A 22,289-nucleotide genomic window follows, 5' to 3' on the forward strand; every position below is an offset into this window, starting at 1 on the left:
AGGGGGGCGCATGTCGGTCCTGCTGACATTCGCGGTGCATGACTGTTATGCGTGGGCGCTGTCGCGCGATGCGCTGCCGTCTGTTTTTGGCGGCGGCCGCGATCGCGTGGTCGAGCTGCCCATGATGATGCGTCGCCGGCTGACTCCGCCAGGGCAGGCTTTGATGAAGGCGGCTCTGTCCTGTGCGGGCAACCGGCAGGATGTGCGCTACATTCTGGCAAGTCGTGATGGCGAGCTGACGCGAACGTTGAGCATTCTTGAAGCGGTATCGCAGGGCGAGATGCCCTCACCGGCCGATTTCAGCGTCTCTGTTCATCATGCGCTGCTCGGCCTGCTGTCGATCCACACAAAGAACAAGGCCGGTCATACGGCAATTTCAGCCGGCCCTGATTCCTTCGGCTATGGCTTGCTTGAGGCGGCTGGTTGTCTGGCGCAAACGGGCGAGCCTGTGTTGTTGCTGTACGGCGACGAACCCCTTCCTGGGGCTTATGCAGCGTTTGAGGACGCAGAGCGTCCGCGCCAATCGTTCATCCTCTCCCTGTTGCTGGGGCGGCCGGCAGCGGGAGACGATGTCATCCGTCTTCACGTGTCGGCAGCCGCACAGTCCGAAGCTAATCCTGCCCCGTGCCTGGCGCAGGACTTCCTCGGCTTTCTGCTCTCAGACAGGAAGCATCATGCGGCCGCCGGCGCTGATATGACATGGGAGTGGTCCCGTGCGGCTTGATCGGTTAGGGCGCACATGGCGGATGCTGGCGACAGGGCTGGCCTTCTTCGCTTTGTTTGGCGGCGGACCGGTTCTTGCGCTGATTGCGATCTGCACCGTTCGCGTAATGTCGCTGGAAGGGCCCGAGCGTGGCGCGCGGGTGCGATACCTGATCCACCGCCTGTTCCGCCTGTATGTGGGCATTCTCCTGAAGCTGCGCATCCTCGACCTGGAGATGACGGGCGTCGACAAGCTCGCGGATCGTGGCGGACGGCTGATCATTGCCAATCACCCCACGCTTCTCGATGTCGTCCTGCTCATTGCGCAGCTTCCGCGCGCGCAATGCGTGATCAAGGCAGAGCTCTGGGATAGTCCGATGCTTGGGCGTTTGATGCGGGCTGCCGATTATATCCGTAACGATCTGCCTGCCGACGAAATGCTGTCGACCTGCCGCACCGCTCTGGAGGGCGGCAATCATTTGATCATCTTTCCCGAAGGCACGCGCAGCCGCCCCGGCGAGCCGTTGCGCTTCCGCCGGGGTTTTGCCCATATCGCGACGCTGCTCAATGCTGAAATCCAGCTCGTCGTGTTGTCCTGTAATCCACCGACTCTTCTTAAGGGAGACAAGTGGTGGCAGGTTCCGGTTCGGCGTCCGCGCTTTCGGATCGTTATCGGCGACACCATAACGACGAAGGATATTGGTATCGAAGAGCATCGTTCGCTCACGACACGTAAGCTCGTTCGCCATCTTGAAGATTATTATACGGAACAGTTAGCCAATGGATGATCTTGAGCTCGAGGTTAAAAAACTAATAGTCGCGTCCCTGAAGCTTGAGGATATCAGGCCAGAGGAAATTGACAGTGAAGAGGCGTTGTTTTCGGACGGCCTCGGATTGGATTCCATTGATGCGTTGGAGTTGGGCGTAGCGCTGCGCAAAGCCTTCAATGTGAAATTCGACACGGTAACCGAAGAGGTCAAGGCGCATTTCGCCAATGTGCGTAGCCTTGCCAGGTTCATTGCCGCTCAGCAGGCGGGGTGAGGGTGATGTTGTCGCGGGAAGAAATTTTTGAAAAACTGAAGGGGCATCTCGAAGAGATGTTCGAGGTGCCACCCGAAAAGATCGTGCAGAGCGCGCGCCTGTATGAAGATCTTGACCTCGACAGCATCGATGCCGTCGATTTGGTGGTGAAACTGCAAGAACTGACGGGCCGAAAGTTTAAACCGGAGGAATTCAAGAGTGTCCGGACGGTGGGCGATGTTCTTGAAGCGGTTTATGCCCTGGTTGCGTAACAAGGCTGCTGCAGGCGGTCTGGCGATCGTTTTTCTTCTCAGCGTCGGCTATCCGGCCGTTGTGTACTTCACGCGAGACCGCGTCGCGCCGCTGGCCTTCATCGGACTGGCGGAAGCGTTGCTGCTTGTGCGGCTGCTGACCCTACCGGCGCATTTGATGCGGGACTGGCGACCGGCTTTGCTGGCCGCGCTGGGATTGCTGCCTCTGCTGGCCGTGCTGGACGCCGAACTGGCCAGCCGCTGCTATCCGGTGCTACTCAGCCTGGCCGTCGCCACCATCTTTGCGGTATCGCTGTGGCGGCCGCCGAGCCTGATTGAGCGGTTTGCGCACCTGCGCCATGGTGCGCTGCCGCCGGAGGGGCAGATTTACTGTCGCCGCCTGACGATAGTATGGACCGCCTGGCTGGTCGTTAATGCCGTCATAGCAGCGGCGCTTGCCGCGGCGGGGGCCGATGATTACTGGGCGCTGTGGACCGGGTTGATTTCCTATGTCGTGATGGGGGGGCTGTTTGCAGGCGACTACATCCTGCGGCAGACCATTTATCGATCCTTCGGGCGCGCATGATGGAAGGCCGGCTGTCACATTTGCTGACGGATGCATCTTCTCCTGCGCGATGCATTGCAATCCATGATGGACGCCGCAAAAGCCGGGCGGATTTCCGTGCTGATGTTGCCACCAATGCGCGGCGCCTGCGGCAGGACGGATGCCGCCGCGGCCTGCTGCTCGCCGATGACAGTTACTGGGCGGCGGTCGGCCTGTTTGCCCTGCTGGATGCCGGCTGCGAGATCGTCTTTCCACCTAATGGCCGGCCCGGCACGCTGGACGCAATGGCGGGCAGCTTCGACTGTCTGGTCAGCGACGCACCGTCATCGGTGCCGGTGCATAGTCTGATCCTGCAAGACGGCATGCCAGGTGAATCCCCTGCGGCCCGGCCGCTGAATCCTGCCATGCCCATCGCCTTTTTCACCTCCGGCTCCACCGGTGCTGCCAAGCGTGTCGACAAGACCCTGCATCAGCTCGAGCAGGAAGCTGCCGCGATCGAAGCGGTATTCGGGAGTGTCGTTCCGGCAGCGGCCTGCGTGCATGCCACGGTCAGCCACCAGCATGTCTACGGCCTTGCCTTCCGTTTGTGCTGGCCGCTGGCCACCGGTCGTGTCTTCGAAGGACGCACGCATGACATATGGGAAAGCGTGATGGCTGCTCTGCAGGATGGGGGCGTACTGGTTACCAGCCCGGCGCATCTGATGCGGATGGATGGCATGATGTCACCGTCGGGGAACCGTCGGCCCAGCCTCATCCTCTCGGCTGGCGCGCCGCTTGGCTCGGAAGCTGCCGCAGCGACGGCGCAGCTGTTCGGCATTGCTGCGACCGAGATTTTCGGCAGCACCGAGACCGGGGCTGTCGCCTGGCGTAGCCACCGCAGGCCAGATGCCGACTGGCAGCCGCTGCCGGGTGTGCGCATCGGCACAGATGCGGAAGGCCGCATGGAGGTGCAGGCGCCGCATGTCGCCGGATTGCAGGCCAGTGCCGATCTGGTCGATCTGCTTGCCGACGGCGGCTTCCGCTTCCGTGGCCGTGCAGATCGGGTGGTGAAGGTGGAGGGAAAACGCGTCAACCTGCAGCAGGTCGAGCAGATGCTGGAGGCGCTGCCCTGGATCGAGGATGCTGCCGTTATCCTGCACGAGCCGACACGACGCCTTGCCGCTGCGGTGGTGACGACGACGGAGGGTCGGGATCAGCTGGAGAAGCTGGGTGCTTTTCGCTTCGGTCGCATGTTGCAGAAGGCATTATCAGTGACACAGGAACCGGTCGGCCTGCCGCGCCGGTGGCGCTTCGTTGCCAGCCTGCCGGTTGCGGCGCTGGGCAAACGACGGCAAACGGATATTGCGGCGTTGTTCGACGCCGCAAAGGTGGAGGCTATCCAGCCATGACGCGGCCTGTCGAACCGGTATTACGCCATAGCCGTGTTGCTGACGGCGTGGCCGAGTTGACGCTTTTCATTCCGCCGGACCTGGCGCAATGCGAAGGGCATTTTCCCGGTCAGCCGGTGTTGCCTGGCGTGGTACAGGTCGATTGGGCCGTATTGCTGGCCGAGCGGCATCTGGGACTTGCGCTTGAATCTGCGCAAAAGCTGCAGGTGAAATTCAGGCGAGTCACGCAGCCGGGCATGACTGTGGTCTTGCGCCTGCAGCATGTAGCCGCACGGGGACGCCTGACATTCGAATACCGCCATGAGGAGGATATCCTGTCTTCGGGCAGCATCGCCCTGGTGCCGGCATGACCGGTAGCGATCAGAAGATCTGTGCCATTGTTCCCAGCCATAATCACTGGCTGGCGCTGGACGGTGTGGTCTCGCCGCTTCGCGCGGCCGGGCTCACCGTGTTCATCGTCGACGACGGCAATGTCGAACCTGCCCGGAGTGCTTTGGCGGCACGCCACGACCCCGCGCAGGGCGTCATCGTGCATCGCCTTGCCGTCAATCAGGGCAAGGGCGGGGCGGTGCTGGCCGGCATGGCGCTGGCTCAGGCGGCCGGTTTCACGCATGCCGTGCAGGTCGATGCCGACGGCCAGCATGATATGAGCAGGCTGGAAGACCTGCTGGCGCTGGCCCGGCAGCATCCGCAGGCTCTGGTGACCGGCGTTCCCGTCTATGACAACACCATCCCCCTGGGCCGTGCCATCGGTCGCTGGATCACGCATTTCTGGGTCTGGGTCGAAACCCTGTCCCTACAGATCCGTGATTCGATGTGCGGCTATCGCGTCTATCCACTGGCTGCCGTGCAGCATCTGCGGGCCGATGGTGAAGTGTTGGGCCAGCGGATGGATTTCGACACTGAAATCATGGTGCGCCTGTTCTGGCGCGGCACGCCGGTGGTGCAACTGCCGGTCCGCGTTACCTACCCGCCGGGCAATACTTCCAATTTCGATATGCTGCGCGACAATCTGCGAATATCGGCCATGCACACGCGGCTGTTTTTCACCATGCTGTGGCGCCTGCCACGGGTGCTGAAGCATCGCCCCGGACCGCTGCGCGCGGAGCCCACGCACTGGGCGCGGCTGTCGGAGCGTGGGCTTTACTGGGGCCTGCAATTCTGTTCGGTCCTGTATCGCCTGCTCGGTCACCGGCTGTCGCATGCCGTGATGTCGCCCATTGTGCTGTTCTTCTATCTCACGGGCGGTGAACAGCGCCGAGCTTCGCGGGATTTTCTGACCCGGGCCTTTGCCGCCCGTGGCGAAGCAGGCAGGCCCGGTTTCTGGAGCGGCTATCGGCATTTCTTCAGCTTTGCGGGCCGTGCGCTGGATTCCCTGTCGGCCTGGTCGGGAAACCTGTCACCCGACATGATGGATGGGGATGGCGCCGACAGCCTGCGGCAGGCGATGGGGGATCGGCGTGGTGCCGTGATCGTTGTCGCCCATGTTGGCAATATAGAAGTCTCCCGCGCGCTCATCGATCCCGCCATCCGGCGCCGCCTGCTGGTGCTGGTCCATACCCAGCATGCCGCGAACTACAATCGCGTGTTGCGGGAAATCAATCCGGAAACCGCGCTGAACACATTTCAGGTGACCGAACTGGATGCCGCCACGGCGGTGCTGCTGAAGGAGCGGGTCGATCGCGGCGATTGGGTCGTCATTGCTGGCGACCGGGTGCCGGTTTCCGGCCAGCGGGTCAGCCTCGCTCCCTTCCTAGGGCAACCGGCAGCCTTTCCGCAGGGGCCGTATATCCTGGCGTCGGTCATGGAATGCCCGCTCTACACATTGTTCTGCCGGCGTGAAGGCGGCCGTTTCCATCTGGCGGGTCGTCGGCTGGCCGAGCGGGTGACATTGCCGCGGGGGCAGCGTATGGAGGCACTGGACGGGTATGCGGGCGAATTCGCCCGTGCCTTGGAGGAACAGGCGCTGCTGGATCCGTTCCAGTGGTACAATTTCTTCGATTTCTGGGCGATGAAGAAGGAAACCGTGACGCCATGATCTCGGCCGAGGTGGTCATTCACCCGCAATTCTACGATCTCGATCCGATGAATGTGGTGTGGCACGGTAATTACCCGCGTTTCCTGGAGCAGGCCCGCTGCGCCCTGCTGGACAAGATCGGCTACAATTACCAGCAGATGGTGGATTCAGGCTTTGCCTGGCCGATTGTCGACATGCATCTGAAATACGTCCGGCCGATCCGCTTTTCCCAGGCGATCGTGGTGCGCGCCACCCTGACCGAATATGAGAATCGTGCCTGCATCGACTATCGTATTCTCGACCAGGCTACCGGTGAAACCCTGACCAAGGCGCGTACCGTGCAACTCGCCATCACGGCTGAAACCGGTGAGCTGCAATTCGTCTCCCCGCCAGCCTTCACCGATAAAGTTAGGGCGTTGCTGTGAGTGCCATGCTGCGCATCGGCCTTGCCGGCCTATTGTTTCTGCTGGTGTTGCCTGCCGTGCACGCCGCCGAACGTGTCGGTGAGTTCGCGGATGGCCAGGTCCTGCAGGGCCGTTTTGTGCAGCTGCGGCAGCTCGCCGGCTTTCCCGCGCCGCTCAAAAGCGAGGGGCGTTTCACGTTGGCGGCCGGCCGCGGCCTGATCTGGCGGACGGAAACCCCCTTTGCCGTCACCACGGTCATCAGCCCTGCCGGCCTGGTGCAGGAGACCGGTGGCGTAGAAACCATGCGCCTGCCGGCCGCGCGGCTGCCATTCATTGCGCGGCTCTATGCCATGCTGGGCGGCGCCCTGAGCGGCGATTGGCAGGGCCTGGAAGAAGCCTTTGTGGTGACGCGCCAGGGCGATGACAAGGCCTGGACCCTGCGTCTGCTGCCGCGCAACGCCGTTGATGCGGCCATGCCTTTCCGGGAGATACTCATCCAGGGCGGTCGTTATGCCGACCGGGTTGAGCTTTTGAAGCCCGATGGCGATCGTGACACCTTGCTCTTCCTCGATCAGGTTCTGGCGGCCCAACCGCTGACGACTGATGACATGCAGATACTCGCCACAGTGGGGCGCCGCTGATGCGCGTCCTTGCCGTTCTATGGCTGGCTGTCGTTCTCTTGTCCGGGCTGTATCTGGGCTACCGCTTCCATGAGGGGGCGTTGTTCCGCACCGATCTCACGGCGCTCCTGCCGCAGGACGAGCGAAACCCGGTTCTGCAGCAGGCCAGCGACACCGTCTCCAAGGCGCTGAGCCGCCGCGTGATTTTCATGATCGGCCATGAAGACCGCATGGTGGCGCGGGCTGCCGCCGCACAATTCTCGACCGATCTGCTGTCGCGCGGCGTCATTGAGCGATTCGACTCGCAGTTCGATGCCGAACGCGTGGTCCGGCTGGGCCGCCAGTATTTTCCCTATCGCGATGGCCTGCTGTCGGAGCGGCATCGCAGTCTCCTGCTGCAGGACCGAGGCGAACAGCTATCGGTCAACGCCCTGTCGCAGGTCTTCGGCTTCGTCGGCATGGCGGATGCCGCATTGCTGCGACAAGACCCTTTCCTGCTGCTGCCGGGTTTTGTTGCCGATCTGCCATTTCCGGCGTCGCGCCTGGTGGTGGATGATGGCTATCTCACCGTAGTTGATCAGGGCATGGCCTGGATCGCGCTGACCGGCCTGGTTGCCGGCGAACCGATGTCGCTTGACACCCAGCAGCGTGTGATCGATGCGGTGTCCGACGCAGAAGCCAAATTCAAGGCGACGGCACCGGGCGGGGAACTGCGGCGGCTCGGCGTGACCTTCTTTGGTCATGCCGGTGCGTCGGTGGCGCTGGAGGAAGCCTCCTGGCTCGGTGGCCTGTCGCTGGTCGGCACCGTGCTGCTGATCCTGGTGGTGTTCCGGCGCATCGGGCCCCTGCTGCATAACCTGATGGCACTGGCGACCGGAAGCATTGTCGCACTCGCCGTTAGCTTTTTCATTTTCGGCGAACTGCATGTCGCCATCCTGCTGTTCGGCACCAGTCTCATCGGTGTCGCTGTCGATTACGGGCTGCATTACAGCGCCAGCCTCTTCGATCCGGATATGCAGCATCCGACCGAGCGGCTTGCGCATGTGGGAATCGCCATCACGCTCGGCCTGGTGACCACGCTGATCGGCTATGCGACCCTACTGCTCGCGCCGTTTCCCGGACTGCATCAGCTGGCGGTCTTCGCGGTGATCGGGCTGATTGCCGCTTTCCTGACAGTGATTCTCTGGATTCCGCTGCTCGATCATGACCGCACACTGCGCCATGGCGCAGTCATGCTGCATGCCGCTTCCGCGTTGTGGCGATTCTGGGCCGCGCCGTCTCTGCGGTCGCTGCGGTATGCCCTGCTCGCCCTCCTTGCCTTGATGGGTGTCGTCGGCTGGATGCGTTTGGAAACGGATGACGATGTGCGCCACATGCAGGCGCTGTCGCCTGCGCTGCTGAAGGAGCAGGCGGACATCCAGCGCCTGACTGGTGCGGTGCCGGCCGCACAGTTCCTGCTGATCAGGGCCGGGGGTGATGAGGCTGCATTGCTGCGGGAAGAAGCAATCATGCCGGCGCTGGAAACGATGAAGGCCGGCGGCCAGATCGCCAGTTATCAGGCCCCGGCCAGCTACGTGCCCTCGGCTGCGCGCCAGCGCGAGAATGCGCAGCTCCGCGCCGCCCGTCTTGATATCCCGCTGCGGGACGGGCAATACGCCAAGCTCGGCCTGCCGGCGCCCGATGAGATCGTGCCGACGCAGGGCGTGTTGACGCTAGGCGAGGCTTTGCAGCGCGACGCGATCCCCTATCTCAAAGACATGGTTATCGCGCCGGGCTTGCATACCATCACCTTACACGGCCTGCAGGATGCTGCCGCGTTGCGCGCGACCTTTGCCGGTATTCCCGATCTATGGGTGGTTGATCCGGTAACCGATTTCAATGCACTGCTCGGGCGCTATCGCGACCGTGCGGTGATGCTGATCGCGGTCTCCGCGCTACTGATGCTTCTGCCGCTGTTCTGGCGCTATGGCCTGCGCGGCGGTCTGAGCGTAATGGCGCCGCCGGCCATGGCGCTGCTGTTGACACCGGCCGTGCTGGCCCTGCTGGGCCAGCGGTTCACCTTTTTCCATGCCATGGCGATGATCCTGGTTCTGTCGATCAGTGTAGATTACGCGATCTTCTGCGCCGAGGGTGAAGCCGAGCATCACTCGATCATCATGCTGGCGATATGGCTGGTCACCTTCACGACGCTTTTATCCTTTGGCATGCTGGCCTTCAGCAGTGTTGCCGTGGTGCACGGTTTCGGCCTCACCATGCTGATCGGCATGTGCATTTCGCTGTTTCTGGCGCCACTGGCCCGCCGACAGATGGCGGCGGAGGCGGCATGATGCGACGCCTAGCCCTGCCTGTGCTGCTGGTCCTGGTGCTGGCCGCTTGCGCCGCCGCGCCGCCGCCCGTCTCGCCCGAAGAGGCTGCGCGGCCGATGATCGCGCCGGCGCGACTGCTGACGTTGCCGCGGCCCGCCGACCTCGGACGCGAGGTTCAGGCCGTGCAGCTCATCACGTTGCGTCGCGACAATCAGGCGATAAGTTTTGAAGGCCATCTCAGCATCACGCCGGAACGTCTGCTACTCGTCGGTATCGACTCTCTAGGGCGGCGGGCGATGACGCTGACCTGGAGTGAGAGTGGTCTTGCTGCCGAGGCCGCTGCCTGGCTGCCATCGGTCGTGCGGCCAGGCAGCATGCTGGCGGATATCGTGTTGCTGTACTGGCCGGCGACGGTGGTGCGCGCAAGCCTGCCGGCCGGCGGAGAACTGATCGAAAGTAATGGCCGTCGCCAGATCCTGCTCGACGGCAAGCCTGTGCTCGGCATCGAATACGGGTTCGATATCAGCCAGCGTTGGACCGGCCGCCTGCGCTATGTCAATTATTCCTGGGGCTACGAAATCGAGGTCCAGTCGGCGGAGGCGGGATTGTGACGGCGCTGTCTCTTGGCATCACGGCAATGGGCCTGTGCACGCCGCTTGGGACCGGTAAGGCCGCGACAACCGCGGCGCTCTTTTCTGGTTCCACCACCGGTCTGGTCCCGCGCGACGACCTGCTGCCGGGGCGCAGCCTGCATATCGGATCAGTGCCGCAGGATCTGTCGCCGTTGCCAGCTGCGCTGACGCAGTGGGATTGTCGCAACAACCGGCTAATGATGCTGGCGTTGCAGGAAATCGTCGATCCGGTGCGCGAAGCCGCAGAACGCTACGGTCGTCACCGCATCGCAGTCATCATGGGAACCAGCACCGGCGGCATCGCCGAGGGTGAGCTGGCCTTCGCCGCATATCGGCAGAGCGGGCAATGGCCGGCTTGGTTCCACTACCGGAATCAGGAGGCGGGCAGCCTGAGCCGCTTTTCTGCAGCTGTGTTCGGCCTTACCGGGCCAGCCTATGCGGTGGTCACCGCCTGTTCGTCCAGTGGCAAGGTCTTTGCGTCGGCGCGCCGGCTGATCCAGGCAGGCGTGGTTGATGCGGCAGTGGTCGGCGGCGCGGATACGTTGTGCCGCATGACGGTTGGCGGCTTCGCGGCCCTGGAAGCCGTATCGGCAGGACGCTGCAATCCGTTCAGTGCGCATCGTGATGGCATCAATATTGGTGAAGCTGCCGCAGCCTTCCTGCTCACGCGGGATGCGGCGCCGGTGCAACTGTGCGGCATCGGTGAAGGGTCGGATGCACACCATATCAGCGCCCCGGATCCCGAAGGTCATGGCGCCGTCACCGTGATGCGGCTGGCACTGGCCGATGCCGGTCTGATGCCTGGCGATATCGCCTATATCAACCTGCATGGTACCGGTACGACGTTGAACGATTCGATGGAATCCAAGGCAGTAGAAGCCGTATTTGGCGCCGGCATCGCCTGCAGTTCCACCAAGGGCATGACCGGGCACACCCTGGGCGCTGCGGGTGCCTGCGAGGCGGCCTTCCTGTGGCTGACCTTGCACCCTGACTGGAACCCGGAAGGCTATCTGCCGCCGCATCTGTGGGATGGTAACGCCGATCCGGCACTGCCTCGCCTGGCGTTGACCGCAATTGGCGAGCGTTTGCGCGATCCCGGTGCCCCAGCGGCGCTGCTCAGCAATTCTTTTGCTTTCGGGGGCAGCAATCTGGCGCTGCTGTTTGCACGGGGGGAGTTGTCGTGACGCCTTGCCCCTATCCGATCGAGCGACTTCTGCCGCATGCCGCGCCGATGCTGCTGCTCGACGAGGCGATCGCCTACGATGACGCATCCATGCAGGCCGGCGTTACAGTCCGCGAGGGGCTGTTTTTTCGATCCGGCCGGGGCATGCCGGCGCATATCGCGCTCGAATGGATGGCGCAAACTTGCGGCGCTTACATCGGCGCGTTGTCGCTCAACCGCAGCCTGCCTGTGCGGATCGGCTACCTGCTCGGCACCCGTGACTTCCGCTGCGGGCGAGCATGGTTCGCTGCTGGAGAGCATTTGCATGTCTATGCCCGACTGCTGTTCCGTGATGATGAAATGGGCGTGTTCGATTGTCGCGTTGCGGAAGTGGTGACGGGCCTGGACGTGGCGCAGGCACAATTGACGGTCTATCAGCCGGCCGAGGGTGGTACACTTCCGGGCGCCGGCGGAGAAGGAGGGGGGCAGCCATGACACGATTCATACTGGTCACTGGCGCCAGCAAGGGCATCGGACGAGCCATTGCCTTGCGGCTGACGCGCGATGGATTCGGCATCGTCGTACATTACGGCAGTGACCGTGCCGGCGCTGAAGAGACGCTGCAGATGCTGCAGGCTACGGGCGGCAACGGCCGTTTGCTTGGCTTTGATATATCCGACCGTGTCGCGACGCAGAGAGCGCTGGAAACAGATACGCAGGAGCATGGCGTCTATTATGGCGTCGTGCTCAATGCGGGGATCGCACGCGATGCCGCTTTTCCTGCCTTGTCCGATGATGACTGGGACTCCGTGCTGCGCACCAATCTCGATGGCTTCTACAATGTCCTGAAACCATTGAGCATGCTGATGATATCGGCAAGGCAAGGTGGACGTATCGTCACGCTTTCCTCGGTGTCCGGCCTGATCGGCAATCGCGGCCAGGTCAACTACAGTGCCGCGAAATCCGGCATCATCGGTGCGACCAAGGCGTTGGCCATCGAACTGGCAAAGCGAAAGATCACCGTGAACTGCGTGGCACCGGGTCTGATCGAGACGCAGATGACGAAGGATGTACCGATGGCGGAAGCTCTGAAGCTCGTGCCGATGAACCGGGTGGGCCAGCCGGACGAGGTGGCTGCTGCTGTGGCTTTCCTGTGCTCGGACGAGGCTGGTTACATCACGCGGCAAGTGATCTCGGTGAACGGAGGGATGATCTGATGCGGCGCGTCGCAGTCACCGGCATGGCGGGTATCACCGCCTTGGGTGAGGATTGGACCAGCATCCGGGGTCACATGATCCGTGGCGAAACGGCCGTGCGCGTCATGCCGGATTGGGATCGGTATGTGGGAATTAACACGCGCCTGGCCGCGCCGCTGCCGGCCTTCACCGCAACCGATCATTATCCGCGCAAGAAGACGCGCACCATGGGGGCGGTCGCGCGGATGGGTGTTTATGCCACGGAGCGCGCACTGGAGGATGCAGGCCTGCGTAATGATCCTGTTGTGCGCAATGGCCGTACCGGCATTGCCTATGGATCGTCTTTTGGCAGTCCGGCGCCGGTGATCGGTTTTGCCGAACTGATGACACAGGGGCATTCACGCACGTTGAACGCAACCACCTATATTCAGTTGATGAGCCATACTGCTGCGGTGAATATCGGTCTGTTCTTTGAGATCACGGGGCGAATCATCCCTACCTCCAGCGCCTGTACTTCTGGCAGCCAGGCTATCGGCTATGCCATGGAGGCGATCCGCACAGGCAAGGCGGACGTCATGGTCGCGGGTGGTGCAGAGGAGCTGGATGTAACCCAGGCAGCTGTATTCGATACGCTGTTCGCCACCTCGACACGCAACGACCGTCCGCAAACGACGCCTCGGCCCTATGACCGTGACCGCGACGGCCTGGTGATCGGTGAGGGGGCTGCCACCCTGATTCTGGAAGATTATGATCGCGCCATGGCGCGCGGGGCCCGCATCTATGCCGAGGCTGTGGGATTTGCCACCAACTCTGACGGCAATCATGTCACCCAGCCGCAGGCATCGACCATGGAGCTGGCTTTGCGCATGGCTCTTGAGGATGCCGGCCTGCAGGCGGGAGATATTGGTGCCGTCAATGGCCATGGTACTGCAACGGAATGGGGTGATATAGCCGAGACGCAGGCAACGTATAATGTCTTCGGCGGATCAACGCCGATGCATTCCCTCAAGAGCTATTTCGGGCATACCCTTGGTGCCTGTGGATCGCTCGAGGCCTGGTTGGCTATCGAGATGATGCGTGAGGGCGTGCTGTATCCGACCATAAACTTGACGAATGTCGACGAGCGCTGTGCGGCATTGGACTATGTGATGGGCGCTCCACGCCACCACCCCCATGCTTATGTCATGTCCAACAATTTTGCTTTCGGGGGCATCAACACGTCTTTGATATTTCGTGCGGTGTGAGGTGACGTCGATTCTTTAAAAATATAGCCGATGAATCAGAGCGAGTAAGAAAAGCAGGGGAAGTGCGATAAATATCCAGCGCAAGATGGAGGCCTCACCTTCTAGTAAATAGTCAGGAGCAGAATATTATCGTACTCCGCTCACATGGGTTGGAATTTTTTGAAGTAACGAATGACAAGTGACGCCGCGTACTCTCTTGCGCTGTCAGATGGGAAAGATATCCAAGTTATATCCAGCATTTGACAATTAAGATTAGTTTGCACAAAAATTTCTAGCTTTGTCGCGGATCTATGGGTGTCGAATTTCAGGAATGACTGTGACGGATCGAATATTTGCCGCTATTGCGGGGGTGTTTCTTTCGGCGGCAATGCCTTGCATCGGTGTCGCCCAATCCTATACCGCGGGCATGATGCAGCTGCCCCCGGTCCAAGTGCCCGGAGCCGTGGTGCCGGGCGTTCCGGTTACTGTGTGGTACCCGTCAAAAACACCAGAAAGTAAGGTGCAGATCGGAGATGTCGAACTAAAGGTGGCTTTGGACGCCCTCCCGTTGCCGGGGCGTCGCCGTCTTATACTTATCTCGCACGGCAGCGAAGGGAGTGACCTGGCCCTTAGCGATCTGGCGCGGCTACTGGCGCGCCGCGGAATGGTCGTTGCAGCACCACGGCACCTGGGTGACAGCTTCGACGATAAATCGGCGCATGGTTCGTCACGGCAATTTGGCGCGCGCCCCTATCAGGCGTCGTATGCACTGGATGTTGTGCTCAAGCACCCCCAGTTATCCAAAGTTGTTCACCCCCGGCGGATCGGGATGGTGGGGTATTCTGCCGGTGGTTATACGGCGTTGGTGATGGCTGGCGCCAAACCCGATCGCCAGAACTGGATCAAGCATTGCCAGAAGCCAGTGGAGCATGGCGCCGCTTGTCCTTTGGGTGGTTGGCTGACAAGCCTAGGATTGAGATTTCTCGATGATTGGAACAGGCCTCCTGAAACCCGGATTAAGTCGGTCGTTCTGCTCGCCCCATTCGGCGTGATGTTTGATAAGGCCGCCTTGGCAGATGTGAAGGTGCCCGTATTGATGTTCCAGCCAGAGCGAGATGAAATGCTCCCCAACGCCTTTAATGGTGAATTAATTCGAGACTCTCTTCCGCGCCGACCGGACTATCGCACGGTTCCGGGAGGGCATTTTATTTTCATCCAACCATGTTCAGCAAAAGCGGCGCTCACTGTGCCTCGCGTTTGCGTGGATCCACCTGGGGTGGACCGTAGAGCTATCCAGGGCCGGACAAATAACCAGATTGTGGAGTACTTCATGCGCACTTTGCGCAGTAAGTAGTGAAGTCTTTGTCCGTTAACAACGGACTTTCGCCCAGGTCGGCCTTGGAAATGGCATCTGGATCGGTTCGGGTCGAGGCCGAACTAGGTAATGGAGGGTGCGCAGGCATGTCAGAGAGCTCTGCAATGAGACCAGCTCCTTCGCGGATCACTGGCGTGTATCTGCTCACCTGTCTGCTTCTCGCGTGCCAGACGACAAGTGACCCGGGTGAGCCGGTGGGGGGCAGACTATGTCTTCATGAAGAATGGTGTTCTCCAGGATGAATTCCGGTTGCCAAACCGGTTGAGGATCACTCCTGTATATCCCCCTGGAGCGACGGTCATTCATTCGGACTACGCGCGGCTGGCCGAAATCCAGTGACCACGCGCCGGTATGGATAGAACTGGGAAGGCCGACGAAGCGCAAGTCAGCGTCACTCTGAAGCTACTCCCGCCGTCTAAGCTTGGCATTCCGTGAGCGCCATCTGACATCGCGTAGCAATTCCTCTAAGGACGGAAGTAAGTCGATGAGTGCGATGGCAGCGAGCAGGGTGACGATGTATGTCGTAGGTAATGGACTTTCCTTCGGCGTCAACATCCAGTTGGCCGACGCTTCTGGATTTTCGAGCAGTAAGGCGGCCTTGTCCCAATGAAGGACGCGTTCGAAGCTAAATGCCATGAAGGGAATGACCCCTAGATAATCATGCACCGGGCCATAGGCTGTGCGAATTCCTGACGGAAAGAAATGTAAGGTCTTTAGTAGTCAGCGGTGCAGAAACCGACGTCTGTGTATTGGCTTCGACGCTGGGCGCCATCGACTGCGGATATCGAGTAATTCTCGCACGGTTGGTAATGGGTGACATCATGGGAGATGGGAATTTCAATGGGTGACAAAGCGAACCAGGCATTAAGTGGGCCGGTATTCCAGCACTCTGGAAGGATTCACAATTTGAGTCCGCGGCGTGGAGCTACGCAGCACGGAAGGGGCCACATTCGGAAGCCCTGACGAAAATTGGTGGCCTGCAGGGAGAAGTTATCCTGCAATCCAAGATGCAACTGGAGAAGATCGTAGGATTTTCTGGTATGCCGAGCCCTATAGAAGAGTTATTCGCTTTAGCAGGTGTTTCGGGGCAAGACGCAGAAGACGAAGCGTGGAAGCGTTTGATCGAGGCAAACATTTATCCGAATGAATATCGTTGGATTAATCCAGCCCAAGCACAGGCGGCTATCGCACGTGTCAGAAAGCAATTCGCAGATCGTTTAATGGCGAAGTAGGCATATCCTCATGTCCACCAGAGTGCCGGCATTTCCACGCGGGTTTTGCAGTACTTTTGCAGTACGGTTCCTAAAAGAAACCGCATCATCCGACTAAGTTGTTGATTGATTTGGAGCGGGTGAGGGGAATCGAACCCCCGTCGTAAGCTTGGGAAGGAGCGTGATGTCCCAGGAGACAATGCGTCGGTTTTGGCGATTGTTGACCAGCGACTTATTTTGTCGCCAAATTGTCGCCAAATCGGCGAGAACCCTAAAAAATGGTGGGCGGTGACGGGATCGAACCGCCGGCCACCTCGGTGTAAACGAGGCGCTCTACCGCTGAGCTAACCGCCCGCGTCCGGTCTGGACGCGGGGTTATTAGCAGATCATTCCCGGCAATGCCAGTTTCAGGGCCGGTTATTCGGCCGCCACGGGGCTGGGCTGTTTCTGCAGCTTGCCCCGGATATAGACCCGCACGATGGTCTCGTCGGCGGGGTAGTGCGCGGGCTGCACGCTGGTCAGCTGGGCCTGGATGCAGCGCCAGATGCCGTCTTCCTGCAGATAGGTGTCCGTGTAGAAGGTCATACCGGTGGTCTCGACACCGTCCTTGATTCTGACCGCTTTGGTGGTGGAGCAGACGAGGGCGACATTGCCGAAAAGAGAGATTCGCTCATCGCGGTAATCGTAGTAGGGGATGGTGTTGGGATTGAAGGCGATGGCCCAATACGTCATGTACTGCTTGCGGGTGAAGCGTTCGCCATTCGGCATGATGCAAACAAAGCGGTCGTGAATGATCACGTCATGCGCATCGACGTCACTCATGATAAAATTGTTGATGAACTTCGCGTTCATGTCCCGCAGGATGGACAGCGTATTGTCAGACATGTTTTCGTTCCTTGTCACTCGTCTGGTCGGGTCAGGGCAGAAGCTGGAATTCCGGATCGTCCGCCAGTTCTTTCGCGATGGCGGCCGTGGCCTCGTCGGCCGGGAAGAAACTCTCGATCTTGATCTGCTGCAGCGTCACATCGCGCGGCATCGCAAAGGTGGTCAGTGCCACGAAGAAGGACAGATCGTGTTTGCCGATCGATAGTTCCATGCTCAGCATCGGTGCGTCGACGCCGGTTGGATCCGCTGCACGGAAGGAGGCCGGCATGTCGGGATACTGCATCAGGCTGTCACGCAGGCTGGCGGCGGCCTGGTTCAGGCCCTGCGTTGCGTCCCGATGCAAAACCTGCATGAAGGCGCCGACGAAGTCTTCCCAGTTGCGCATGAATGGCCGCATGCCGCCGGGATGGCAGAGTACATGCATGATGTTGGGCAGCAGCGGCTCCGGCACGGTGTAGCGCGCCCGCATGCCGCCGAAGATGCGTGTGCTGGCGGTATTGCGCATGCGGATGTTCCACCTTTCATCCAGCACCAGGGCCGGATAGGGCTCGTGATGTTCCAGCATGACGGTCAGCGCCCGGTTGATCGGCGCGAGTTCAGGTGCATCCAGGCTGCGCGCGCTGTAGATCGGCGCATAGCCGGCGGCCACGAGCAGGGCGTTTTGTTCGGCGAACGGAATGTCGAGTACCTGCGCCAGCAGGCGCACCATCTCGCGGCTGGGCAGCGAACGTCCGGTCTCGAGGAAACAGAGATGGCGCGCCGAGATGCCGGCCTCGGTTGCCAGGGCGAGCTGGCTCAGCCGTCGGGTCGTGCGCCAGTGCCGAAGCAGTTGCTGGAATTGCGGGGTCATGATGTTCATGTCTACAAGGTAAGACGGCCCAAGTAGGCTAAACAATTACGCCGAAAGTAAGCGTTTAATAAGTCTGGTTTTTCATATGCTTAATCGCACGACTGGGCCGTGGGCGCGGTTTTTCTATGCCTTTGGCCCGAGGCCTCTCGAATAGAGGTCCCATAATCCGAAGCGCTCGACCGTCTTGGGGCCTTCCGTCGGAGAGGCGACCGGCTCGCCGGTGATGTAGGTAAAGCCCGCCGCCACCGCCGCCGCCGTCAGGCTGAGCGACGGCGTGCCGCGCAGATAGGTGTGGATCAGGTTGCGCTGCGCGGCCGCGGCGAAGGTGGTCAACATTCCGACCAGGCGCGTTTCATCCTTGGGACGGGTGGTGAGTTCGATCCCGCAAATCCGGATGCCAGCCTCGATGAACGTGCTGAAGACACTGCCTTGCAGGGGAACCTGGGCAATGACATTGCGGCAATGCCGTTTGATGCTGGCGGAGATATCGAACAGGCGGTTTGACGGAATACCGGCCGGCAGGCCGACGATTTCCACCAGCAGGTACTTCCGGGTCTCTTCCGGAATGGCAGAGAATTTCTCGATATAAAGTCCGCGCGAGGCTGGCGATGTGATGGAGTCGTAATGGAGTGGAATGCACACCAGGGACCGCGCACCGGTTGCCAGCAGTTCGGTCTGGGTCGTACTCGCGGTCTGCAGCAGATAATAGTCGAGATCTGTCTGGTTCTCGAAAGCCCCCAGTGCCAGCACGCGATCCCGGCCAAGGATAAGACCGCTGGGAGTGCTGCAACTCGGCTCGGCTACGAAGGTCGATATTACATGACGGCGAATGTCCCACATCGGCTGATAGTGGATGCTGCGAGTGGCCTGCTCGCCGATTGCCGACCAGTCGAGCGCGCCCGGCTCCGGAGCGACATCGGCGCCGGACTCTTCCACGAGCCCGGCGGCATCCGGCGATGATTGACTGGCATCCGTTTTTTTCGACATCGGTGAAATCCCGTCGGGTCCGGTCTCTGCCCGGTCTCTGGCAGTGCGTTCCAAGATGCAGAATATGCTAGGATTTTCCGCCGTGAGCTGTATTTTTTACAATCTGATACTTTGACGTGCACCTTGAGTTCCAGCCAAAGGCGAGGACTTGGATAAGTCAATGAAAGTATTGGTAATTGATGACGAGCCGGCACTCCGTTCCCTGGTGGTGCGGATGATGCGGGGGGCCGGATTTCAGGCCGAGGAAGCGTCCGATGGCCGTATCGGCATGGAGATGCTGGCCGCGGCTCCATATGACCTGGTGATCACTGACATCATCATGCCCAACCAGGAAGGCATCGAGACGATCCGCTCCATCCGGGCGACATACCCGCATGTGAAGATCGTCGCCATGTCAGGGGGCGGCAATACCGCCAATTTCGACTTCCTGCGCATCGCCAAGGAATTCGGCGCAGCCGTCATGCTGCAGAAGCCGTTCCGCAAGGAGCAGCTGCTGGAAGCCGTGCAGTCCGTGATGGCGACAGGCTAGCCGTCTCGCCCGCTTATGCACTGGCGCGGCGGGGCTGCAGCGCCGTTTCCTCGACGCGAATCCGGTGCCGCAGCAGCAGCGCATTGGCGATGCTCCAGATCAGCGCAATCTCCCATGCGCCGAAGGCCAGCGGCAGCACGGCGATCTCGGCCACCACTACGGCGTAGTTCGGATGTTTCATGAAACGGAACGGTCCGCTGCGCACCAGCGGCGCGTCGGGCAATGTTATGACGCGTGTGGTCCAGTAGGGGCCAAGTGTCGCCACCACCCAGATGCGCAGGCCCTGCAGTACAGCGAAGACACCGATCAGCGGCCAGGATGGTTGCGTCTGTGGCGGTATGCTGGTCGCGATGGCGACGAGCCAGGACGCATGCAACAGAACGAACAGCGGATAATGCCGCCGGCCGATCTCGATCGCGCCGCGCGCCAGCAATCGTCTGGTATTACGCGCAGCCCAGACCAGTTCAGCCAACCGCTGCACGATCACGAAGCAGACGACCGCATACAGGATCGTCATGGCAGGTCGATCAGCTGCAGCGCAGCCGTGAAGCCGGGGCCCAGCGACGTCATCAGATGTCGCCCACGCGCGCCGGCATTCATCATCGCCTGCAGAACGAACAGCACGGTGACGGAAGACATGTTGCCATGCTGGCGCAGTACCTCGCGCGCATGCCGCATGCCGCCGGCCTGCAGGTCGAAGCATGATTCCAGGGCATCAAGCACCTTGGCGCCGCCAGGATGGCAGATGTAGCCGGCGATCTGCTCGGGCGTGATGCCTTGGGCGGCAAAGAAACGGTCGACGATGGGGCGCAGGTCGCTGCGCACCAGATCGGGAATGTTGCCCGAGAAGATCACCTTGAGGCCGTCTTCCAGCACATCCCAGCCCATCACGTCCAGGCTGTCGGGCCAGATATGCTCAGCCGCCGCGCCCAGCACCGGTTTGGCCATATAATCCTCGCGGCAGCTTATCACCGAGGCGGCCGCGCCATCGCCAAACAATGCGGTGGCGACAATGTTGCTTTTCGACCGATCCTGGAAACGGAAGGTGAGGCCGCAGAGTTCGACCGCCAGCAGCAGGATGTGCGATTGCGGCTGCGCTTTCGCCATGGAAGCCGCGCGTGACAGGCCTAACACGCCACCGGCACAGCCCAGGCCGAAGACGGGTAGGCGCTGCACATCGCTGCGGAAGCCCACCTGCTGCCACAGCCGCGCCTCCAGGCTGGGTGTGGCGATGCCGGTGGAGCTGATGCTGATCACCATGTCGATGTCAGTGGCAGCCAGCCCTGCGGCATCGAGTGCTTCGCGGGCCGCTTCGGACAGCAGGGCCGTGGCATTGTCGAGGAACAGGCTATTGCGCTCGGTGAAGTCATGCGGCGCGGTGTACCAGTCGATCGGCACGCAGGAATGACGATGCTCAATCTCGGCATTGCGATAGATCGGGGTCAGCCGACTGAAGTCGCTCATGCTGGGCGCGAAGAGTTCGCCGGCGCGGCGGGCCACCTCATCCTGCGGCAGGTCGAAAGCCGGCACCGCGGTGGCCAGCGAGACCAGATGCGGAATAGGGTTCCGATACGCGCTGCCGGTCATGACGCCTCCGTGGTTGGCCGCGCACCCTAGCTGGGCGGATATCCGGACGCAGCCGCCCGGCGTCTCAAGCTTCGGTGATCGGAACGCCCGTTGCGTTTACTCCGCCGCTACATCCAGCGGCGGATAATCGGTATAGCCTTCCGCGCCGCCGCCATAGAGCGTAGCACGATTCAGCGGCGCCAGCGGTGCCTTGCGGCGCAGGCGCGTCACCAGATCGGGATTGCTGATGAACGGCCGGCCGAAGGCCACCATGTCGGCATGGCCGCTGGCAATCGCTTCGGCGGCCATCTCCGGCGTGTAGCCGTTGTTGGTGATCCAGGTGTTGCGGAAACGGCTGCGCAGCGCGCCGTAATCGAAGCCGGCGCCGAAATCGCGGTCCGCACCGGTCGAACCCTCGATCACATGCACATAGACCAGGTTGAGGCGGTCGAGCTGTTCGACCACGTAATTGAACAGCGGCTGCGGGTCGCTGTCGCTGGCGTCGTTGGCCGGCGTCACCGGCGAGAGGCGGATGCCGGTGCGTTCAGCGCCGATCTCTTTCACGACCGCTGCGCTGGCTTCCAGCATCAGGCGGGCACGGTTCTCGATGCTGCCGCCGTATTCATCGGTGCGGTGGTTGGTGCCGTTGCGCAGGAACTGGTCGAGCAGGTAGCCATTGGCGCCATGCAGCTCAACGCCGTCGAAACCGGCGGCGATGGCATTGGCGGCACCCTTGCGATAGCCATCGACGATGCCGGGCAGTTCTTCCAGCCGCAGGGCGCGCGGTTCGGAGACGTCGATGAAGGCACCGCCGACAAAGGTCTTGCCCTTGGCGCGGATGGCCGATGGCGCCACCGGTGCCTGGCCGCCGGGCTGCAGCGACACATGGCTGATGCGGCCGACATGCCAGAGCTGCAGGAAGATGCGGCCGCCCTTGGCATGCACGGCATCGGTCACACGCTTCCAGCCGGCGATCTGCTCGGGTGAATGAATGCCCGGCGTGTCTTGGTAGCCCTGGCCTTCAGGCACCACCTGGGTCGCCTCGGCCACGATCAGTCCGGCATCGGCGCGCTGGGCGTAATACTCGGCCATCAGGGTGGTGGGGACGTTGCTGCCTGGCGTGGCGCGGTTGCGGGTCAGCGGGGCCATGGCGATGCGGTTGGCGAGCTGGAGCGGGCCAAGGCGGACGGGGTCGAACAGGGAGGTCATGGGAGGAGATCCGGGCAGGAGGATAGAGGCGTGGCATTAGAGAAAGGGTGCCGGGCGGCAAAGGCAAGGGTCGGGGAGACGATACTAACTACTTGATATTTCTGTATTTATGGAATGCATCCACAAGCACAGTGAGAATTGATCAGAATTTTTTGAGGGGGTAAGTAGAAATCAACTGTTACTAGAACAGG

26 protein-coding genes and 1 tRNA gene are annotated in these 22,289 nt (G+C 61.3%); 20 read left to right on the plus strand and 7 right to left on the minus strand.

What is annotated here, in order from left to right; translation table 11 throughout:
- The first annotated feature begins 10 nt into the window (after positions 1-10).
- The 19 genes from AC1RRE_RS09720 (at position 11) to AC1RRE_RS09810 (ending at position 16,093) form a co-directional block, all read left to right on the plus strand.
- Entirely contained in the window at positions 11-724 is a 714-nt protein-coding gene (locus AC1RRE_RS09720) for a beta-ketoacyl synthase chain length factor (RefSeq protein ID WP_492980928.1), read from the plus strand.
- Positions 714-1,490, plus strand: coding sequence for a lysophospholipid acyltransferase family protein (locus tag AC1RRE_RS09725; protein ID WP_492980929.1), 777 nt, complete (start codon positions 714-716; stop codon positions 1,488-1,490). The genes AC1RRE_RS09720 and AC1RRE_RS09725 overlap by 11 nt, the downstream gene beginning before the upstream one ends.
- A complete protein-coding gene (locus tag AC1RRE_RS09730; protein WP_492980930.1) occupies positions 1,483-1,743 on the plus strand; it encodes a phosphopantetheine-binding protein in 261 nt (86 codons plus the stop codon). The genes AC1RRE_RS09725 and AC1RRE_RS09730 overlap by 8 nt, the downstream gene beginning before the upstream one ends.
- A gap of 5 nt (positions 1,744-1,748) precedes the next feature.
- On the plus strand, positions 1,749-1,994 hold the full coding sequence (locus AC1RRE_RS09735; protein ID WP_492980931.1) for an acyl carrier protein: 246 nt from the start codon (positions 1,749-1,751) through the stop codon (positions 1,992-1,994).
- On the plus strand, positions 1,960-2,559 hold the full coding sequence (locus AC1RRE_RS09740) for a COG4648 family protein (protein ID WP_492980932.1): 600 nt from the start codon (positions 1,960-1,962) through the stop codon (positions 2,557-2,559). Before AC1RRE_RS09735 ends, AC1RRE_RS09740 begins: the two co-directional genes overlap by 35 nt.
- 20 nt (positions 2,560-2,579) lie before the next feature.
- Entirely contained in the window at positions 2,580-3,926 is a 1,347-nt protein-coding gene (locus tag AC1RRE_RS09745) for an AMP-binding protein (RefSeq protein ID WP_492980933.1), read from the plus strand.
- Positions 3,923-4,276 carry an ApeI family dehydratase gene (locus tag AC1RRE_RS09750; RefSeq protein WP_492980934.1) on the plus strand — a complete coding sequence of 118 codons (354 nt, stop codon included), beginning with the start codon at positions 3,923-3,925 and terminating at the stop codon, positions 4,274-4,276. Before AC1RRE_RS09745 ends, AC1RRE_RS09750 begins: the two co-directional genes overlap by 4 nt.
- Positions 4,273-5,964 carry a glycosyltransferase family 2 protein gene (locus AC1RRE_RS09755; protein WP_492980935.1) on the plus strand — a complete coding sequence of 564 codons (1,692 nt, stop codon included), beginning with the start codon at positions 4,273-4,275 and terminating at the stop codon, positions 5,962-5,964. The genes AC1RRE_RS09750 and AC1RRE_RS09755 overlap by 4 nt, the downstream gene beginning before the upstream one ends.
- A complete protein-coding gene (locus AC1RRE_RS09760; RefSeq protein ID WP_492980936.1) occupies positions 5,961-6,368 on the plus strand; it encodes an acyl-CoA thioesterase in 408 nt (135 codons plus the stop codon). The genes AC1RRE_RS09755 and AC1RRE_RS09760 overlap by 4 nt, the downstream gene beginning before the upstream one ends.
- 5 nt (positions 6,369-6,373) lie before the next feature.
- Positions 6,374-6,988 carry a LolA-related protein gene (locus AC1RRE_RS09765; RefSeq protein ID WP_492981349.1) on the plus strand — a complete coding sequence of 205 codons (615 nt, stop codon included), beginning with the start codon at positions 6,374-6,376 and terminating at the stop codon, positions 6,986-6,988.
- The gene (locus AC1RRE_RS09770) at positions 6,988-9,294 is read left to right on the plus strand and encodes an MMPL family transporter (protein ID WP_492980937.1); all 2,307 of its coding nucleotides are present in this window, start codon (positions 6,988-6,990) and stop codon (positions 9,292-9,294) included. Before AC1RRE_RS09765 ends, AC1RRE_RS09770 begins: the two co-directional genes overlap by 1 nt.
- Entirely contained in the window at positions 9,291-9,884 is a 594-nt protein-coding gene (locus AC1RRE_RS09775) for a DUF3261 domain-containing protein (RefSeq protein WP_492980938.1), read from the plus strand. Before AC1RRE_RS09770 ends, AC1RRE_RS09775 begins: the two co-directional genes overlap by 4 nt.
- Positions 9,881-11,089, plus strand: coding sequence for a beta-ketoacyl-[acyl-carrier-protein] synthase family protein (locus tag AC1RRE_RS09780; RefSeq protein WP_492980939.1), 1,209 nt, complete (start codon positions 9,881-9,883; stop codon positions 11,087-11,089). The genes AC1RRE_RS09775 and AC1RRE_RS09780 overlap by 4 nt, the downstream gene beginning before the upstream one ends.
- Entirely contained in the window at positions 11,086-11,562 is a 477-nt protein-coding gene (locus tag AC1RRE_RS09785; RefSeq protein ID WP_492980940.1) for a hotdog family protein, read from the plus strand. Before AC1RRE_RS09780 ends, AC1RRE_RS09785 begins: the two co-directional genes overlap by 4 nt.
- Positions 11,559-12,284, plus strand: coding sequence for a 3-ketoacyl-ACP reductase FabG2 (locus AC1RRE_RS09790; protein WP_492980941.1), 726 nt, complete (start codon positions 11,559-11,561; stop codon positions 12,282-12,284). Before AC1RRE_RS09785 ends, AC1RRE_RS09790 begins: the two co-directional genes overlap by 4 nt.
- Positions 12,284-13,507, plus strand: a complete 1,224-nt coding sequence (locus AC1RRE_RS09795) for a beta-ketoacyl-ACP synthase (RefSeq protein WP_492980942.1) — start codon at positions 12,284-12,286, stop codon at positions 13,505-13,507. Before AC1RRE_RS09790 ends, AC1RRE_RS09795 begins: the two co-directional genes overlap by 1 nt.
- A 310-nt stretch (positions 13,508-13,817) precedes the next feature.
- The gene (locus AC1RRE_RS09800; RefSeq protein ID WP_492980943.1) at positions 13,818-14,840 is read left to right on the plus strand and encodes an alpha/beta hydrolase family protein; all 1,023 of its coding nucleotides are present in this window, start codon (positions 13,818-13,820) and stop codon (positions 14,838-14,840) included.
- Positions 14,841-15,538: 698 nt separating this feature from the next.
- On the plus strand, positions 15,539-15,709 hold the full coding sequence (locus tag AC1RRE_RS09805; RefSeq protein ID WP_492981350.1) for an isochorismatase family protein: 171 nt from the start codon (positions 15,539-15,541) through the stop codon (positions 15,707-15,709).
- Positions 15,710-15,868: 159 nt separating this feature from the next.
- A complete protein-coding gene (locus AC1RRE_RS09810) occupies positions 15,869-16,093 on the plus strand; it encodes a hypothetical protein (protein ID WP_492980944.1) in 225 nt (74 codons plus the stop codon).
- A 258-nt stretch (positions 16,094-16,351) separates the two neighbouring features.
- Here the strand turns inward: AC1RRE_RS09810 and AC1RRE_RS09815 are convergent.
- From AC1RRE_RS09815 to AC1RRE_RS09830, 4 genes are all read right to left on the minus strand, one after another.
- Positions 16,352-16,426: transfer RNA gene (locus AC1RRE_RS09815), tRNA-Val, on the minus strand.
- Positions 16,427-16,489: 63 nt separating this feature from the next.
- Positions 16,490-16,957 (minus strand): nuclear transport factor 2 family protein, encoded by a 468-nt coding sequence (locus AC1RRE_RS09820; protein WP_492980945.1) that lies wholly within the window; start codon positions 16,955-16,957, stop codon positions 16,490-16,492.
- Between the two features lie 31 nt (positions 16,958-16,988).
- On the minus strand, positions 16,989-17,807 hold the full coding sequence (locus AC1RRE_RS09825; protein ID WP_492980946.1) for a helix-turn-helix domain-containing protein: 819 nt from the start codon (positions 17,805-17,807) through the stop codon (positions 16,989-16,991).
- A gap of 123 nt (positions 17,808-17,930) precedes the next feature.
- A complete protein-coding gene (locus AC1RRE_RS09830; RefSeq protein ID WP_492980947.1) occupies positions 17,931-18,794 on the minus strand; it encodes a hypothetical protein in 864 nt (287 codons plus the stop codon).
- A 160-nt stretch (positions 18,795-18,954) separates the two neighbouring features.
- On the opposite strand from AC1RRE_RS09830, the gene AC1RRE_RS09835 reads away from it, so the two are divergent.
- Positions 18,955-19,323 (plus strand): response regulator, encoded by a 369-nt coding sequence (locus AC1RRE_RS09835; RefSeq protein WP_492980948.1) that lies wholly within the window; start codon positions 18,955-18,957, stop codon positions 19,321-19,323.
- A 13-nt stretch (positions 19,324-19,336) separates the two neighbouring features.
- On the opposite strand, the gene AC1RRE_RS09840 is transcribed toward AC1RRE_RS09835, so the two are convergent.
- The 3 genes from AC1RRE_RS09840 to AC1RRE_RS09850 form a co-directional block, all read right to left on the minus strand.
- On the minus strand, positions 19,337-19,840 hold the full coding sequence (locus AC1RRE_RS09840; RefSeq protein ID WP_492980949.1) for an isoprenylcysteine carboxyl methyltransferase family protein: 504 nt from the start codon (positions 19,838-19,840) through the stop codon (positions 19,337-19,339).
- Positions 19,837-20,910 (minus strand): type III polyketide synthase, encoded by a 1,074-nt coding sequence (locus tag AC1RRE_RS09845; protein ID WP_492980950.1) that lies wholly within the window; start codon positions 20,908-20,910, stop codon positions 19,837-19,839. Before AC1RRE_RS09845 ends, AC1RRE_RS09840 begins: the two co-directional genes overlap by 4 nt.
- Positions 20,911-21,006: 96 nt before the next feature.
- On the minus strand, positions 21,007-22,098 hold the full coding sequence (locus tag AC1RRE_RS09850) for an alkene reductase (protein WP_492980951.1): 1,092 nt from the start codon (positions 22,096-22,098) through the stop codon (positions 21,007-21,009).
- Positions 22,099-22,289: the final 191 nt, after the last annotated feature.

The organism is Ferrovibrio sp. GW821-FHT12D07, assembly GCF_058807275.1.

Excerpts from the sequence above, each read along its gene's own strand:
- AC1RRE_RS09835 (WP_492980948.1), top strand. The coding sequence starts at position 18,955 with ATGAAAGTATTGGTAATTGATGACGAGCCGGCACTCCGTTCCCTGGTG.
- AC1RRE_RS09720 (WP_492980928.1), top strand. The coding sequence starts at position 11 with ATGTCGGTCCTGCTGACATTCGCGGTGCATGACTGTTATGCGTGGGCG.
- AC1RRE_RS09825 (WP_492980946.1), bottom strand. The coding sequence starts at position 17,807 with ATGACCCCGCAATTCCAGCAACTGCTTCGGCACTGGCGCACGACCCGA.
- AC1RRE_RS09775 (WP_492980938.1), top strand. The coding sequence starts at position 9,291 with ATGATGCGACGCCTAGCCCTGCCTGTGCTGCTGGTCCTGGTGCTGGCC.
- AC1RRE_RS09740 (WP_492980932.1), top strand. The coding sequence starts at position 1,960 with ATGTTCTTGAAGCGGTTTATGCCCTGGTTGCGTAACAAGGCTGCTGCA.
- AC1RRE_RS09730 (WP_492980930.1), top strand. The coding sequence starts at position 1,483 with ATGGATGATCTTGAGCTCGAGGTTAAAAAACTAATAGTCGCGTCCCTG.
- AC1RRE_RS09845 (WP_492980950.1), bottom strand. The coding sequence starts at position 20,910 with ATGACCGGCAGCGCGTATCGGAACCCTATTCCGCATCTGGTCTCGCTG.
- AC1RRE_RS09760 (WP_492980936.1), top strand. The coding sequence starts at position 5,961 with ATGATCTCGGCCGAGGTGGTCATTCACCCGCAATTCTACGATCTCGAT.
- AC1RRE_RS09750 (WP_492980934.1), top strand. The coding sequence starts at position 3,923 with ATGACGCGGCCTGTCGAACCGGTATTACGCCATAGCCGTGTTGCTGAC.
- AC1RRE_RS09765 (WP_492981349.1), top strand. The coding sequence starts at position 6,374 with ATGCTGCGCATCGGCCTTGCCGGCCTATTGTTTCTGCTGGTGTTGCCT.
- AC1RRE_RS09830 (WP_492980947.1), bottom strand. The coding sequence starts at position 18,794 with ATGTCGAAAAAAACGGATGCCAGTCAATCATCGCCGGATGCCGCCGGG.
- AC1RRE_RS09735 (WP_492980931.1), top strand. The coding sequence starts at position 1,749 with ATGTTGTCGCGGGAAGAAATTTTTGAAAAACTGAAGGGGCATCTCGAA.
- AC1RRE_RS09790 (WP_492980941.1), top strand. The coding sequence starts at position 11,559 with ATGACACGATTCATACTGGTCACTGGCGCCAGCAAGGGCATCGGACGA.
- AC1RRE_RS09800 (WP_492980943.1), top strand. The coding sequence starts at position 13,818 with ATGACTGTGACGGATCGAATATTTGCCGCTATTGCGGGGGTGTTTCTT.
- AC1RRE_RS09810 (WP_492980944.1), top strand. The coding sequence starts at position 15,869 with ATGCAACTGGAGAAGATCGTAGGATTTTCTGGTATGCCGAGCCCTATA.
- AC1RRE_RS09770 (WP_492980937.1), top strand. The coding sequence starts at position 6,988 with ATGCGCGTCCTTGCCGTTCTATGGCTGGCTGTCGTTCTCTTGTCCGGG.
- AC1RRE_RS09840 (WP_492980949.1), bottom strand. The coding sequence starts at position 19,840 with ATGACGATCCTGTATGCGGTCGTCTGCTTCGTGATCGTGCAGCGGTTG.
- AC1RRE_RS09755 (WP_492980935.1), top strand. The coding sequence starts at position 4,273 with ATGACCGGTAGCGATCAGAAGATCTGTGCCATTGTTCCCAGCCATAAT.
- AC1RRE_RS09820 (WP_492980945.1), bottom strand. The coding sequence starts at position 16,957 with ATGTCTGACAATACGCTGTCCATCCTGCGGGACATGAACGCGAAGTTC.
- AC1RRE_RS09795 (WP_492980942.1), top strand. The coding sequence starts at position 12,284 with ATGCGGCGCGTCGCAGTCACCGGCATGGCGGGTATCACCGCCTTGGGT.
- AC1RRE_RS09850 (WP_492980951.1), bottom strand. The coding sequence starts at position 22,098 with ATGACCTCCCTGTTCGACCCCGTCCGCCTTGGCCCGCTCCAGCTCGCC.